The sequence below is a fragment of the Sphingobacterium sp. B16(2022) genome, from assembly GCF_012030425.1.
In the GTDB taxonomy this organism is placed as follows: domain Bacteria; phylum Bacteroidota; class Bacteroidia; order Sphingobacteriales; family Sphingobacteriaceae; genus Sphingobacterium; species Sphingobacterium anhuiense.
The window spans coordinates 426,820-442,713 of the sequence record NZ_JAAUVN010000003.1 but is presented as its reverse complement, the minus strand read 5'-3'; the positions used below and the strand labels follow the sequence as shown (position 1 = coordinate 442,713).

Annotated in this window: 13 protein-coding genes and 1 tRNA gene; 10 read left to right on the top strand and 4 right to left on the bottom strand. The window is 37.9% G+C overall.

Annotated elements, in window-relative coordinates; translation table 11 throughout:
* Positions 1-6 precede the first annotated feature (6 nt).
* The gene (locus HCX49_RS16445) at positions 7-732 is read left to right on the top strand and encodes a LytR/AlgR family response regulator transcription factor (RefSeq protein WP_132769438.1); all 726 of its coding nucleotides are present in this window, start codon (positions 7-9) and stop codon (positions 730-732) included.
* Here the strand turns inward: HCX49_RS16445 and HCX49_RS16440 are convergent, their stop codons facing one another.
* Complete coding sequence (locus HCX49_RS16440) at positions 733-1,167, bottom strand: PH domain-containing protein (RefSeq protein WP_021188858.1); 435 nt, start codon at positions 1,165-1,167, stop codon at positions 733-735. It lies immediately after the preceding gene.
* Between the two features lie 182 nt (positions 1,168-1,349).
* Here HCX49_RS16440 and HCX49_RS16435 point away from each other — a divergent pair, with 182 nt between their 5' ends.
* A complete protein-coding gene (locus HCX49_RS16435) occupies positions 1,350-2,585 on the top strand; it encodes an MFS transporter (protein WP_132769434.1) in 1,236 nt (411 codons plus the stop codon).
* Positions 2,586-2,625: 40 nt separating this feature from the next.
* On the opposite strand, the gene HCX49_RS16430 is transcribed toward HCX49_RS16435, so the two are convergent.
* Both HCX49_RS16430 and HCX49_RS16425 read right to left on the bottom strand, forming a co-directional pair.
* Positions 2,626-2,698 (bottom strand) — tRNA-Gly (locus HCX49_RS16430).
* Between the two features lie 64 nt (positions 2,699-2,762).
* Positions 2,763-4,301, bottom strand: a complete 1,539-nt coding sequence (locus tag HCX49_RS16425; RefSeq protein ID WP_021188859.1) for an NAD(P)/FAD-dependent oxidoreductase — start codon at positions 4,299-4,301, stop codon at positions 2,763-2,765.
* Between the two features lie 176 nt (positions 4,302-4,477).
* Here HCX49_RS16425 and HCX49_RS16420 point away from each other — a divergent pair, with 176 nt between their 5' ends.
* The 5 genes from HCX49_RS16420 (at position 4,478) to HCX49_RS16400 (ending at position 8,102) form a co-directional block, all read left to right on the top strand.
* Positions 4,478-5,056: a LemA family protein gene (locus HCX49_RS16420; protein ID WP_021188860.1), complete on the top strand. Its 579-nt coding sequence runs from the start codon at positions 4,478-4,480 to the stop codon at positions 5,054-5,056.
* An 89-nt stretch (positions 5,057-5,145) separates the two neighbouring features.
* Positions 5,146-5,577: a TPM domain-containing protein gene (locus HCX49_RS16415; protein ID WP_021188861.1), complete on the top strand. Its 432-nt coding sequence runs from the start codon at positions 5,146-5,148 to the stop codon at positions 5,575-5,577.
* 69 nt (positions 5,578-5,646) lie between these two features.
* Complete coding sequence (locus HCX49_RS16410; protein ID WP_132770060.1) at positions 5,647-6,411, top strand: TPM domain-containing protein; 765 nt, start codon at positions 5,647-5,649, stop codon at positions 6,409-6,411.
* A 44-nt stretch (positions 6,412-6,455) separates the two neighbouring features.
* Entirely contained in the window at positions 6,456-7,586 is a 1,131-nt protein-coding gene (locus tag HCX49_RS16405) for a TlpA disulfide reductase family protein (RefSeq protein WP_168127634.1), read from the top strand.
* Positions 7,587-7,658: 72 nt separating this feature from the next.
* Entirely contained in the window at positions 7,659-8,102 is a 444-nt protein-coding gene (locus HCX49_RS16400) for a hypothetical protein (protein WP_132769430.1), read from the top strand.
* A gap of 69 nt (positions 8,103-8,171) precedes the next feature.
* Here the strand turns inward: HCX49_RS16400 and HCX49_RS16395 are convergent, their stop codons facing one another.
* Positions 8,172-9,758 (bottom strand): glycoside hydrolase family 10 protein, encoded by a 1,587-nt coding sequence (locus HCX49_RS16395; protein ID WP_168127633.1) that lies wholly within the window; start codon positions 9,756-9,758, stop codon positions 8,172-8,174.
* Between the two features lie 152 nt (positions 9,759-9,910).
* Between HCX49_RS16395 and HCX49_RS16390 the strand changes: the two genes are divergently transcribed.
* The 3 genes from HCX49_RS16390 to HCX49_RS16380 all read left to right on the top strand — a co-directional run bounded on the left by HCX49_RS16390 (position 9,911) and on the right by HCX49_RS16380 (position 15,884).
* Positions 9,911-11,338, top strand: coding sequence for an L-serine ammonia-lyase (locus HCX49_RS16390; protein WP_021191985.1), 1,428 nt, complete (start codon positions 9,911-9,913; stop codon positions 11,336-11,338).
* 94 nt (positions 11,339-11,432) lie between these two features.
* A complete protein-coding gene (locus HCX49_RS16385) occupies positions 11,433-12,236 on the top strand; it encodes an MBL fold metallo-hydrolase (protein WP_021191984.1) in 804 nt (267 codons plus the stop codon).
* A gap of 498 nt (positions 12,237-12,734) precedes the next feature.
* Complete coding sequence (locus tag HCX49_RS16380) at positions 12,735-15,884, top strand: SusC/RagA family TonB-linked outer membrane protein (protein WP_168127632.1); 3,150 nt, start codon at positions 12,735-12,737, stop codon at positions 15,882-15,884.
* Positions 15,885-15,894: the final 10 nt, after the last annotated feature.

Genomic DNA, 15,894 nt, shown 5'->3' with positions numbered 1-15,894 from the left:
CAGCACATGTTTAAAAAGATATTAATCGTAGAAGATGAAAATTGGGCCTCTGAAAGTCTATTGGAGAAATTAGACCAATTGATTGCTACGAAATTTCAATCTACGATTATAACAACAGTGCGTGAAGCTACCGATTGGTTGCTTAAAAATGAAGTCGATCTCATTTTTATGGATGTGCAACTCGGTGATGGATTGAGTTTCGAAATATTTGACCAGGTCAAAGTTCAGGCACCTGTTATTTTTACTACAGCGTTTGAAGATTACGCCTTAAAAGCTTTTCAGAATCAAGGCTATGCCTATTTGTTGAAGCCGTATGACGACGACGAGTTACAACAGGCACTTAATAAAGTCGCGCCGTTTATCGTCCAGGATACCAGGGAGATTCAATACAAAACTCGTTTTCTAGTACGGTATGGTATGCGGTTAAAATCGATACCGACAACAGAAATTGCCTATTTTATGGCTGAAGATAAAATATTGTACGGCTACACAAAAGATGGAGATCAATTTATTGTCGACGATACCATAACAGGTCTTGTGTCTCGCCTGGATCCAACATTCTTTTTTCAGGTCAATCGCAAATTCATTATCCATATAGATTCCATTATAGATATGTTGAAAGTAGCTCGTAATCGCATACGGCTCCAATTACAACCAGCGTTGCCAGCTGGTATCGAAGTTATCGTGAGTGAAGATAAATCATCCGATTTTCAGATGTGGTTGGACCGCTGATTAAGCTGATCGTATGATTTTAATAGCAGGATTGTATTGCAGTAATTCATTTACAAAATTATCATTTCCGTCTGGGCTAATGTATATTTCTTCGTACTTGTTATAGTGTATGATCAAACCTTTGCGGGCAGCTGCTGGTTTAAAACCCACCCATAAAGTCTTTCCAATCTCTATTTTGTGAATTTTGTCAATGGCAATCTTTCCTCTAAAGATACACGTTCGATAAGAAAAATACGGACTGTCTATTGTATACCTCGGTCTTGGTAATAATAATGTGGCTATCAACAATGTCGGAAGACCTATTATAGTCACAAATTCTATAAAAGTAGCTTGTTCAGTACGAAGTGTAACGATCATCATGACTATCATGGATAATATAAGGCCAATGATCATGGCATCCATCAAAGGGTCTTGTCTGCTTCTGAAAACTTTCATAATTTATAGGATGTTGCTAATCTTAAAGTTAACAAATTTTTGTAAATTTGCATCGTTATGAAAGTCGCTTTATATACAACGTTTTATTTTATTCCTTGACGATTTTAGCTCAGTCAAGTAAATAGTTTTTTTAATAAATGATATTTCGCATCATTTAAGGTTGTATAATACTTTATTATTTTATGGAAAAGAAAAATTGGTTTCAAACCTATATGTATATTTGGATTGGACAATTTGTGTCACTGTTGACGAGCTCTGCTGTCAATTTTGCTGTGATTGTCTGGTTGAGTTTAACGCATAAGTCGGCCGAGGTATTGGCTTTGGCAGGTATTGCAGGCTTATTGCCACAGGCACTTATTGGACCCTTCGTAGGTGTTTTAATTGATCGCTGGGACCGGAAAAAGGTAATGATTTTTGCCGATGCATTTATTGCTTTATGCACCCTAATGATGACTTTTGTTTTGCAGGAGGCTGCAGTAGGGCTATCGCTGATCTATCTGTTGCTAACTTGTCGTTCCATAGGGGCAGCTTTTCATGCACCAGCGATGCAGGCAATAGCACCACTGATGGTTCCGGAAGATAAATTGCTACGTGTATCTGGAATAAATCAGATGCTTCAGTCCGTCAGTAGTATTGCCGGGCCTGCATTAGGAACGCTGGCGATTACTTATTTTTCAATCGCTCAAGTGCTTTATCTCGATGTTATCGGTGCGGCAGTTGCAATAGTATCGTTGTTCTTTGTCACCATTCCTCATTTAAAGGTTGAATCTAAATTATCCTTTGGACAGGCATGGGGTGATCTGAAACAAGGTATGCAGGCCATCTACCATAATCGTGGCTTGAGCCTATTGTTTTTATACGCGATGATCGCTACTTTTTGTGTTATGCCGATCGCTATTATGTTTCCACTTTTGACAATCGATCATTTTAATGGCGGAAAATGGGAGATGAGTGTGATTGAAATTATATGGGGAGTAGGCATGTTAGTAGGAGGAGGATTATTGGGAGCATTTAAAGTGAATTTTTCGAAAGTAATTATGATCAATACCATGCATATTGTACTGGGATTGACATTTGCTTTTTCAGGATGGTTCCCATCCACTTGGTTCATTCCTTTTGTAATCGTGACTGGAATAGGCGGTGTATCCATGTCGCTGTTCTCAGCCTCTTTTATGACGACCATACAAGAAGAAGTCGCACCCCAAATGTTAGGTCGCGTATTTTCGCTCTATTTTAGTCTTGCTATTCTGCCAAGTGTCATCGGATTACTTTTTACGGGTATGATAGCAGATGTAATTGGAGTAGCCAACGCTTTTGTGATCGCAGGATTATTGATGATGATTGTAGGCGTATTGTCCTTTTTTACACCAGCTGTCATGCGACTGGGAAAAAAAGTGCCCCATAACGAAGCAGTATAAAATAAAAAAGCTTCCAAATTTTGGAAGCTTTTTTATTTTGAGCGAAAGACGAGATTCGAACTCGCGACCCCAACCTTGGCAAGGTTGTGCTCTACCAACTGAGCTACTTTCGCGTTGGTCTTACAAAAATACGGCTTTATTTGAATTTTTGCAAGACCAATTTAATATTTTATCAATTTAATTGATCGCATTGGCACAGTTCATACCATCAATAGCAGCGGAAATAATACCCCCAGCATAACCAGCCCCTTCAGCACAAGGGTAAAGACCCTTAATTTCAGGATGTTGTAAAGATAACTTATCACGGGGAATACGGACGGGTGAAGAAGTGCGGGATTCTACAGCAACAAGGATAGCTTCATTGGTATAGTAACCTTTCATCTTTTTACCGAAGATAGGCAATGCACCGCGTAATGCTTCGTACACAAATTTTGGTAACACCTGAGTTAAATCTGCAGAAACCGTACCCGGTTTATAAGAGTTTTCCGGAAGATCTTTGGATATCCGCCCCTCAACAAAATCAATCATCCGTTGCGCAGGAGCCACCATTTTTCCACCACCAGCTTCAAAAGCACGTTTTTCGATTTCACGTTGAAAATCCAACAACGCAAATGGATTGCTGTCCGATCCCGGAACATCCTCCAGGTTGATCTGGATAACAGTACCAGAATTGGCGTGCGGATTATTGCGTTTCGATGGCGACCAGCCATTCACAACGATTTCATTGTCTGCAGTAGAACAAGGAGCAATGACCCCACCTGGGCACATACAGAACGAAAACACACCACGGCCATTTACCTGTTCCACAAGACTATAATAAGCCGGTGGAAGATGCTCGCTTCGGACTTCACAATGATACTGTGCTTGATCAATAATCTCCTGCGGATGCTCAATTCGAACACCTAGAGCAAAAGCTTTAGCCTCAAGTAACCAGTTTTTAGCACGGAAGAGTTCGAAAATATCACGTGCCGAGTGTCCTGTAGCTACAATGACATGATTTGATTTCAATTGTTTTCCACTTGCAAGTGTGACACCTGTAACCTGATTATTTTCCGTATTGATATCAACTACACGTTGTTCAAAAATAACCTCGCCACCATGCGCGATAATCGTTTCTCGGATGTCCTGAATAATATGAGGTAACTTGTTCGTTCCGATATGAGGGCGCGCATTGACCAAAATATCTTCATTCGCACCATGGGCAACAAAAAGTTTAAGTACTTTCTCAACATCACCACGTTTATCCGAGCGGGTATATAGCTTTCCATCAGAATATGTACCGGCACCACCTTCACCAAAACAATAATTGGAGTCTTCATCAACAATACCTTCGCGGTTTAACTTCGCAAGGTCACGGCGGCGATCCTGCACAGCTTTACCACGTTCAACAATAATAGGTTTAAGCCCTTTTTCCAAACATTGTAGCGCTGCAAATAAACCTGCAGGGCCAGCACCGATAATTAACACTGGTTGTGCGTTATGGGCCAATTTAAAGTGGGTTTCAAAAACTTCATTAATAGGTTCTTCGTCGATAAAAAATATAATACGAGCTCTAAAAACGACATGTCGGCTACGGGCATCAATAGAACGCTTGCGAATTTTAAATCCTTTAATACGCTCACCATTTATTTTCAAGGCTTTAGAACCTTGAATTAGAATATAATTATCGTCCTCAATTCTTTCCGGAGCGATAGCCAGTTCAATTTCTTTCTGCATAAATTTCTTGCTGGGTTTTTATCCCAAAAACAGCCCAAAGTTAAGGATAACTGCTGTATTTTTTTAGTTATAAATACTTAACGCCTAAAATTATTCTTATATTCGTAGGAGTGGTATGAGCTTTGTAGTAAGCTTTCTATCAAAATTTAATTTGAAATATATTAATTCAACAAAAAATGAAAAGATTATTAGTCGCATTCTTTGGTTTAATGGTCGCATTATCTTTCAGTTCATGCGGATACAATACAATGGTATCGCAAGATGAAAATGTAAAAGGAAAATGGGCTCAAGTTGAAAATGCATATCAGAGACGTGCAGATTTAGTTCCGAATTTGGTAAATACCGTAAAAGGAGCAGCAAAGCACGAAGAAAGTACATTAACAGCTGTTGTTGAAGCACGTGCCAAGGCGACTTCTATCACGGTAGATCCTACCAATTTGAATGAAGAAACAATTGCACAATATCAAAAAGTACAGGACCAGTTTTCAGGTTCTTTAAGTAAGTTGATGGCTACAGTAGAAGCTTACCCAGATTTGAAAGCAAATCAAAACTTTTTAGAATTGCAAGCGCAATTAGAAGGTACTGAAAATAGAATTTCAACCGAACGTAGAGCTTACAATGAAGCGGTACAGCAGTTCAATACAACTGTGAGAAGTTTTCCTAACAATTTGATGGCTGGCATGTTTGGCTTTAAAGCAAAAGGAACTTTCACAGCACAAGAAGGTGCGGATAAAGCGCCAGCAGTATCTTTCTAAATACAGCGTATTAGTTTACTAGAAAAGATGAATGATGGCCGAAATTTGTGCACGCATTCATCTTTTTTTATTTAAAAAAGACTTTAGTAATGGGAACATTTTCATCAGAAGAGCAGGAAAAAGTAGTACATGCGATCAGTATTGCGGAAAATAAAACTTCCGGTGAGATCCGTGTGGTTGTTGAGAAACACTGTCCTGGAGAAGTTTTCGATCGTGCAACCCACTATTTTGAAAAGTTGGATATGCATAAGACCGCTTTAAGAAATGGAGTTTTAATCTACTTAGCACACGAAGACCATAAATTTTCCGTTATAGGAGATGCGGGAATTCATAAGAAAGTAGGGGACGATTTCTGGGAGAAAACGAAAGAAATTATGGTTCAGGAATTTCGGAATGCACAATATGTGAATGGTTTGATCCAAGGCATTGAGCATGCAGGCGAACAACTGGCGAAATTTTATCCACGAGAAGACGATGATATTAATGAATTACCAAATGATATTGTTTTTGGCGATAAATAAAAAATGGATAAACGAAAAGAAAATAGGTCATTGACCAAAATTAGATTGTCAGCCATACGTTTTGTTGTCATGACGGCAGTCGCAGTACTATTTAGTATTGCAGGTGTATTTGCACAGGACGATTTTCCGGCGACATCCAACAGATTGGTCAACGATTATACAAACACATTATCGCCCACTCAGGTACAGCAGTTAGAGCAAAAACTACTGGCTTTTGAAGACTCTACCTCCATACAGATTGCGGTAGTCTTGATGAATTCAACAGGATCTTATGATATCAGTGATTATGCCGTAAGACTAGCTCAAAAGTGGGGCGTAGGAAATAAAAAGTACAACACAGGTATTCTGTTGCTTGCCGCAATTGGCGATCGTGCTGTTACTATTCAGACAGGGTACGGTATAGAAGGCGCTGTTCCTGATGCGATCGCACATCGAATTATTGAAAACGAAATAAAGCCAGCTTTCCGGGCGCAGGATTATTTTTCAGGAGTTAATAAGGCAACTGATGCTCTGATTTCCTATACCAAAGGAGAGTATAAAGCAGATCCTAAGCAACCCCAAGGAAAAGGAGGCACTTCAAAGATGTTGATCGTGATTGTGATTGTGATCATTGTCATCGCAGTGATTTCTAGAAAAGGAGGAAACGGTGGAAATGGTGGTGGTAAAGTCATGAATGGTACAGGAACTTCCGATTTGTTTTGGTGGACACTCTTAAATACACTTGGACGAGGCGGTTCCGGAGGTGGCGGCTTTGGTGGCGGTGGAGATAGTGGTGGTTTCGGCGGTTTTGGTGGCGGTGGCTTCGGTGGTGGCGGTGCCAGCGGCAGATGGTAATCCAAACCGTGTAAATGAAGTAATAAATATCAAATTATATACAGATGAAAAAAGGAATATTATTGGGATTAGGACTTATCCCGACTTTAATTTTTGCACAAGAGAATTTTACCGTAACAGGTAAAATACAAGGAGCGACAGATAAAGCAAAAGTGTTTATGCAATATGCTGAAAACAATGCGCGCAAAATAGATTCAACAACAGTAACAGGTGGACAGTTTAAATTTAGCGGTACAGTTGCTGGACCTGTTAAAGCGTACTTAATTCTTTCAGCAGACGGAACTAGCATCAAAGAAATACAAAATCCTGATTTGACGCAAGTATACCTGTCAACTGGAGTGATCAAAGTAGAATCTACTGGTGAGATGAAAAATGCAGTTATTTCGGGTAATGCGATCAATAATGATTTTGCAAAATACCAAACTGCTGTTAAGCCTTTCTCAGAGGGATTTCAGGCATTAAATAAGCGTTATTCAGAAGCTGCTGAAGAACAGCGTAATGACCAGACTTTTATTGCAGGTCTGCAAAAAGAAGCCGGAGAAATCAATGAGAAACAAGAATTGGTGGACGAGCAGTTTATTAAAAATAATAAATCAAGTTTCATTACATTGGATTTATTAGGAGATAAATTAGATGCTGAAAATGTCAATTCATTGATTATTCCAAGTTATCAAGCGTTATCAGCAGAGCTAAAAAACAGTAAAAAAGGTAAAGAATTAGCAACAAGAATTGAAAAGTTAAAAGCAGTAGCTATCGGAGCAGTAGCGCCGGACTTTACATTACCTGATACTGCAGGTAATCAGGTTTCTCTTTCTTCTTTAAGAGGTAAATATGTATTATTAGACTTCTGGGCAAGCTGGTGCGGACCATGTCGCCAAGAGAACCCTAATGTTGTAGCAGCATTTAATAAATTTAAAGACAAGAACTTTACTGTATTTGGAGTCTCTTTAGATAATCCAGGTAAAAAAGACGCCTGGTTGAAAGCGATTGCAGACGATCAATTAGGACAGTGGCCACAAGTGTCAGATTTGCAAGGATGGAAATCTGCTCCAGTAGGTTTATATGAAGTACGTGGTATTCCACAGAACTTTTTAATCGATCCGACAGGAAAGATTGTTGCCTCTAATTTACGAGGTGAAGCTTTAGAAGCTAAATTAGCAGAATTACTAAAGTAATAGCAGTGTAAGGATATCTTAAAAAGGGCTTTTCAATTCGTTGAAAAGCCCTTTTTATGTTTACTATTGTACATGCGTACTTTTTTAACCCTTATCGTAGCGACCGTGTTAATGGTCAGTTGCCAAAACAAACAAGAAGCGGGAGTGCCCGTTCTGAACCTTGCCTCATTAGCGGCAATCCCATTAGACAATCCCATTGATACTTTGGCGAAAGGCAAAGCCTTTATAGAGGTTAAATTGCCTCCTGGAGCTCGAATTGAAGAATTGTCGAAAGAAGATTTAGGACTATTAAAAGCCGCTGCTTATCGTTTTTTTGGACAAGTTAAATTGGTCGACAATCAATATATCGCAAATATCAAAGAAGGAAAAGAAATTGCGGTTTCGGATGCTGTGGTTGCAGCTTATTTGAAAGCAATAGCCAATACCAATGCATTTGCAGACTCCTTAAAAAATGAAGGACAAGAAATCCAATTGCCGGCTATAACAGATGAATACCGTAATGCTTTATTAAAATAATAAAAAAGCCGATTATATACTAATCGGCTTTCTTTTTGTCATATTTTGAAACCAGTACTGTATAACTTTTTATTGTTGCCGCGTTACTTCTTGATTTGTACTATATAGATGAGTTTTTTGGGTACTTCTTATGTTAGATGGTTCACTCTCATTTTTCATTCGGTCCAGTGCCGTCACCATATAATAGTACTGTTGATGTATTTCCAGGTCACTATCATCAAATTGAAGGTCATCCTCATTATAAGAAATATGGATGATATTCTTACTATTATTCAAATCAGGTTGATCCCCCTCTTTAAATCGGTAAACAATATAGCCATAAGCAGATTGACCATCAGACGCACGATCGGGTTTTTGCCAGACTAGGTGATTTAATTTTGTATTTTCTGAAGACCTCAACTGTAATCCAAAAGGTGCATTGGGCGGGATACTGTCGATCCACGGCATCGTCGGAGGCAAAGCCGATGTTTTATACAGATTACGTTGCAAAGAATCCTGAAGACCGGCAAGATTGTCCGTTAAAGATTTTGAACTAAAGAAGATACTTCCCTGTACATTCTGTTGTTCTCGTAAAAAACGGATCTGACGCGGAATTTGGCTTCGGTCAGTCCATCCAGGTTTTTGCTCATTCACGCGATAAGCACCATGACCGATATAAAAGTGTCGGCCATAAGTATGATGTTGCCACCATTCAACCAGAATTTCATAAGCGGCAGCACGGTTTTGGAAAGGAAAATAAATCTGGGGATTGATGTAGTCTATCCAACCCTCTTTGATCCATTTCACGCCATCCGCAAATAAAGTCCGGTAACCACTTAAACCATGTGTATTAGAACCGTCACGGTTTGCATCCTTATTATCCCAGATACCAAAAGGACTAACACCGTATTTTACATAAGGTTTTTTAGCTTTGATCGCAACGCCCAGATCGTGAATAAGCACATCGACATTATTTCTGCGCCAATCCTCTATATTTGAAAAGTTGTTGCTGTATTGGCCAAACGTTAAGCGGTCAGGAATAGCTGTGTTGCGGCTGTCGGGGTAGGGATAAAAATAATCATCAAAATGAACACCATCAATATCATAATTGCTCACGACATCCATGATGACATCGATGATATATTGACGCACCTCCGGTATTCCCGGATTAAATAATTTTTTTCCAGCGTAGGTAAAAAACCATTCGGGTTTCTTTTTCGTGATATGATCTTCTGAAAAATGGTTCGGGTTTAGAGTTGTTGAAGCACGGTAAGGGTTGATCCAGGCATGCAGTTCCATCCCTCTTTTATGGCATTCAGCGATAATGAAATCCAAAGGGTCATAAAAAGGTTCAGGAGGCTTTCCTTGTTTCCCCGTTAAATAACGGCTCCAGCCTTCTCTACCACGACCATAGAAAGCGTCTGCAGCGGGTCGAATCTGAAAAAGAATAGTATTCATACTCGACTTTTTGTGCTGGTCAAGTATTTGTATCAGCTCTTGTTTCTGTTTTTCAACATTAGTGCCAGTGGCGACTGTTGGCCAGTCAATATTACCTATAGTGGCAATCCAAACACCGCGAACTTCTCTTTTGGGGCTAGGTTGAGCGAATAAAAGTTGTGCTGTTGATGCTATTAAAAAAAATACTCCAAGTAAGTGCAGAACGTGTTTAATTCTCATTTGTTTAATGATAAGTTAACAAAGATAATTAAGCTTTATTGATAAAGTATTAAATCTTTGTAAGAACTTTGTGGTTGTTTTATATTCTGTAAATTGCAATGTTTTTGGACTGTCCTAAAAACATTATTTTTATAGCGCTTTATTAGTATAGCATGAGCAAAGAGCAAATTTCCGTTTTTGATATGTTTAAAATAGGTATTGGCCCCTCCAGTTCACATACCTTAGGTCCCTGGCGTGCGGCGCAGCAGTTCACAAAGGTACTGCAGGATAAGGATGTACTTAATAACGTCGAATCTGTTAAGATATTATTATATGGATCTTTAGCCAAAACAGGTACTGGGCACGGAACTGATATTGCTGTGATGTTGGGTTTAAGCGGAGATGATCCTGTAACTTTTGATGTCAATCAAGTAACACCAAAAGTAGAACATATCAAATCTGTAAATCAGTTGCGTCTGGCTGGTACACATACCATTCCGTTTACATACAAAGAAGACTTGCTTTTTTTATATAGTGAAAGCTTACCCTTTCATCCCAATGCAGTTACTTTTCAGGCATTTTTGAATAATGGAAAGGCTCTTAGTGAAACCTATTATTCAATTGGTGGTGGATTTGTTGTTCAGGAAAATGATGAGAGCAGTTCTTCAACAGAGGTCGATCTACCTTTTCCGGTAGATACCGCACAGGATTTATTGCATTGGTGCCGCAAGACAGGTTTGAAAATCTCAGAGCTCGTTTTAGAAAATGAACATGCTTGGCGTGAAGAAGAAGAGACGCGCGCCGGCGTATTAAATATCTATAAAACCATATACGAATGTATATATCGTGGGTGCCATACAGCGGGAACACTACCAGGAGGACTTAATGTAGAAAGAAGAGCTGCAAAACTGAATCAGCGATTGCTTAAAAACCGAAGCTATCACGATTATGAAAGCTGGATCGCAGCAATAAAAGCAGGAGGAGAGAATTTTCAATATATCCTGGATTGGGTAAGTTGTTTTGCTTTAGCAGTAAATGAAGAAAATGCTTCATTTGGAAGAGTCGTTACCGCGCCAACAAATGGAGCGTCTGGTGTTATTCCTGCCGTATTGCAATATTTTATTACCTTCCATAATGGAGATTCAGAAGATAAAATTATTCAGTTTATTCTAACCGCTTCCGAAATCGGTTCCATATTTAAAAAAGGAGCAACTATTTCTGCCGCTATGGGCGGATGTCAGGCTGAGATTGGAGTATCATCAGCAATGGCAGCTGGAGCATTGACCGAATGTCTCGGCGGATCGCAAAGACAGGTTCTCATGGCCGCAGAAATCGCCATGGAACATCATTTGGGCCTAACATGTGATCCTATTGGAGGTTTAGTACAGATACCATGTATTGAGCGAAATACGATGGGAGCTATAAAGGCTATCACAGCTGCGCAGTTGGCCCTGCAATCCAACCCTGATAAAGCCAAAGTCAGTCTCGATACAGTTGTCAAGACCATGTGGCAGACCGCGTTAGATATGAACGTTAAATATAAAGAAACGGCAGATGGCGGTTTGGCTGTACAGATTCCGTTAAGTTTACCGGAATGTTAATGTTAAAGAACCCGTTGTCATAAAAATATTTATGTTGCATGAATGAGGTCTGATCATGCAATATAAATGTCAATAAAGAATAAATGAAATACATATGAAGTATTGTGCTATTGCCTCAGGCAGTAATGGAAATTGTTATTATATCGCGAAAGGCGATACAGCTATTCTAGTAGATGCGGGTATTAATAATAAGCACATTCATCTCCGTATGCATAATCTAGGTATAATTCCAACTCAGATCAAAGCCGTTTTTATTACCCATGAACATACGGATCATATTCGGGGTTTATCTGTTTTTGTCAAAAAATATAATATACCGGTGTATATCACTCAGGGCAGTTACGATGGAACAAGATTGCATCTTCCTGGCCACTTGGTGCACATCATTACCCCAGATGCCGTTACCGAGATCGGAGAAATGAAGATTTATGGTATACCTAAGTATCACGATGCAAAAGAACCTTGCAGTTTTTTGATTTCCGATGGAACGCATAATATTGGCGTGTTGACCGATATAGGTCGTCCGTGTTCAAATGTGCAGCATGTCATCAAACATGCAGATGTACTATTGCTAGAATCCAATTTCGATGAAGAGATGCTTAGAAACGGGCGATATTCCTATTTTCTAAAAAATAGAATCAGCAGCGGGTGGGGGCATCTTTCCAATGCAGTTGCGTTAGAATTATTCAACAAATACCGAACAGCCCGTCTCAAACACTTAATTCTAACGCACCTTTCAGGCGAAAATAACACCGTAGAACTGGTTCACGAAACGTTTAGAACACATTGTGAAGACATTCTACTTTCCGTTGCCACACGCTATGAAGAAACAGAAATTTTTGATGTTTTAGACCTCCATAATATAGAAAGCAATCAGGTCATTAGTCAGTGCGGATAGGGAAAATCTTATCATTACATAATGTAACGATCTAAACCGTTAAAGTTATAAACTTTAACGGTTTTGTTTTTTATGTTAAAATCCTTAACGAGCTAAAATTCAAGAACATTTATTTGGTAAAATAATTTCATAAAGTTTTCATGTTTAGTATTTGTGAAAAATGGAATTTTTAAACACTAAAATTTAGTTGCATAGTGTATTAATATATTGTTTCATAAAAAAACCGTTTAAATTATTACGAAACAACAAATGCCCATATACTCCTTGAAATGGGAAAAATTCAATGTAATTAATATGTTAAAAAATGTAAAAATTTCCCGATTTCAGGAAAAAAAATAGTACAAATTACGCATACGTTTGCGTGAAAATAGAACAATCGTTTGCGATGCAATCAAGTTAATTCTTTTGTTTAGAATGAAAATTAAGAAAATGTAAAATTTGAGTTACCATTTCAATTGCTGTAAATTAACCTAAAATTTACTAACCAAATCAATTGTTATGAAGAAAATTTTACCAATTTTTCTCTTCTTTTTGATGTCATGTAATTTATTGTTTGCACAGGTAACTAATATTACTGGAACAATAAAAGACGACAAAGGAAGAACATTACCTGGGATAACAGTATCCGAACGAGGTACCAAAAATCAAGCTTCAAGTGGAGGTGATGGAAACTTTACTATTAAAGTTAAAGGTATTCCTACTGCCTTAATTATTAGTGGTGTTGGGTATAAAAAACAAGAAATACCAGTGAATAAAGAGACGCATGTCACCATTAATCTTGAAGAATCTACTAATGATCTGAGTGAAGCTATTGTGACAGGTTATACTACAATTAGTCGACGAAAAACAACAGGATCTATTTCCAGTATTACAAGTAAAGAAATTGAAAACTTGCCTGCGGCTAGTATTGATGTTCTTTTACAAGGTAAATTGCCAGGAGTCAATGTCCAGAACTTTACAGGACAGCCAGGTGTTAAGACTTCTTTGGTAATTCGTGGAAACACAAACATTCCAAGATCAAGCGGTGACTTTGATGCAGATAATTTAAGTAGTAATCCTTTATATGTACTCGATGGTATACCAGTATCAGATGATGAGATTAAAAACTTTAATGTTACTGGAACAAATTATTTAGCGAGTTTAAATCCAAATGATATTGAATCTGTCGATGTATTAAAAGATGCATCTGCGGCAGCATTATATGGCGCTCGAGCAAATAATGGGGTTATCATTATTAAGACGAAAAGAGGGGTGCTTGGAAAGCCTAAATTGAGTTTAAATACCTACCAAGGTTATGTGACGAAACCAGGAAAGGTGGAAACATTGATTGGTGCCGCAGAGCGTAGAAAAAAGATGGAATTAATTTATAAATATGCGAATGATGCACAAGAGCAAAATATTCCTCAATTACTTACTGATAGTTTAAATCCTGCATTTAATAATAATAATGATTACCAAGATCTATTTTATCAATCAGGCTACGTTCAGAATTATGATTTAGCTGTATCCGGTGCTACTGAAAATGTAAATTATCGTATCAGTGGAGGTATGTACAACGAGAAAGGAATAGTTAAAAGTACAGGTTATAAACGGTATTCTTTTACCAGTAATGTAAATTTTAATATTACTCAGAATCTTGAGTTTCTAACTAATTTTAAAGCTTCTACAGGCAAAAGATTAGAAGGAAAGGGGACCACTGATTTCTTAAAACAAGGTAGATATAGAAGTGTATTCGGGATTAATCCAATCAGTATGCCAACTTCATTGTTAGGTATGAGCGATGATGATGTAAATAGTATCATTAATCCGTATGATTATCAGCGGAATGATAATGTGAACGTTGATCTAAGTGGAGTTGGAGAATTACGTTATACTTTCTTAAAAGACTTTCGTATCAGTACAAGAAGTATTATTAATTATTCAACAGCTAAAAATGACTTTGCTTCTCCGTCCATTATTAATACAGATGGTTTAGCATACGCAAAATCGACTTATACACAATATCGAAAATACTTATTGACCAATAATATATTGTGGACTAAGACTTTAAATGATAAACATAATATTACTGCAACTTTTGTGCAAGAATATGAGACTCGTAAAAATGAGGGCTTATATTTGCTAGGCAGAGATATTCCAAATGATAACATTCAAGTTATTAAAGGTATTGCATCTCAAAATTTAAGTGGCTATTCCGATCAATCTACATATGCAAAGTTATCCTTTCTAGGAGCTGCTCACTACGATTATAAGGGCAAATACCTTTTTGATGCAGTTTATCGTGGAGATGCTTCTTCACGTTTCGGAAAGAATAATAAGTGGGGATATTTTCCATCGTTAGGAGCAGGATGGATCTTAACAGAAGAAGATTTCTTATCGCAGTCGGAATGGGTTAAAGAACTGAAACTACGTGGAAGTTGGGGTAGAACAGGTGATGAAAGTAGTATCGGTGATAATGATCGTTATAATGCTTATATCGCTGGTAATGGGAATTACCCAGGAAATTATGGTAGTACATATGGTGGTGGTACCGCAGTTATACCAAACTATGCCGGTATAACAAATGATGATATCACTTGGCAAAGAACGGAGACTTGGAATGCTGGTGTAGATGCATTGCTTTTCAATGGAAGACTGACGGTCAATGTAGATGCTTATGTGAGAACTACGACTGGACAAATGTTAAGTGTATGGATTCCAGAATATACTGGATATCTGAGTACATTTACAAATGCAGCCGGTGTGCGTAATTCAGGTCTTGAAATTAACCTAATGGGAAAAGTATTTGGTAGGGAAAAAGCTTTACAATGGACACCATCTATTAATTTTTCATTCAATAAAAATATAGTAACAGCTCTTCCAGATGGAAATCGTGACCTGTATTATGATCAAGCAGTTTATGTTGTTGGGAAACCATTAAATATGTTTTATGGTTATTTAGTAAATGGTGCAATTAGTACTTCCAATGATATTATTGTAAATCCATATACGGGTGCTGTGGGCGCTTCAAAATGGGGAACATTACAGCCGGGATATCCAAATTGGGTCGATGTAAATGGTGATTATAAAATATCAGATGCAATAGGTGAAAATGATATGACTTTTTTTGGTGATCCTAACCCTAAAGTAACAGGTGGTTTTACCAATTATTTTAGTTATAAGGATTTCTCATTGCAAATTCTGACGACGTTTACTTTTGGAAGAGATATTATCAATAGTACTTTTGCGCAGCGTATGTCTAATGGGTTCTTCTATGGTAATCCTAAAGATCTTTCAAAAGCTTCAATTGGTAATTTAGATAATTATGATTTTTGGCAAAAAGAAGGTGACATAAGTCGTTATCCTGCCGCGAATCCATATATGGGATTATATGCCTGGAGAGCTGGTCAATCGATGTTCATGGAACCAGGATGGTATATCCGTATTAAGAACATCAATTTAGCGTACCGTTTTGATAAAACAAAACATGCTTGGATGAATCGTGCAGGTATAAATTCATTCCGTATTTATGGTACTATGGACAATGTACATATGTTTCAAAAATTTTCGGGGATTGATGCTGAACGTGTTGATGGGAGAGGATTTGACTATGGAGATGGTTATCCACTACCATCAAAATATACATTGGGTGTACAATTCGAATTTTAATAGATACTAT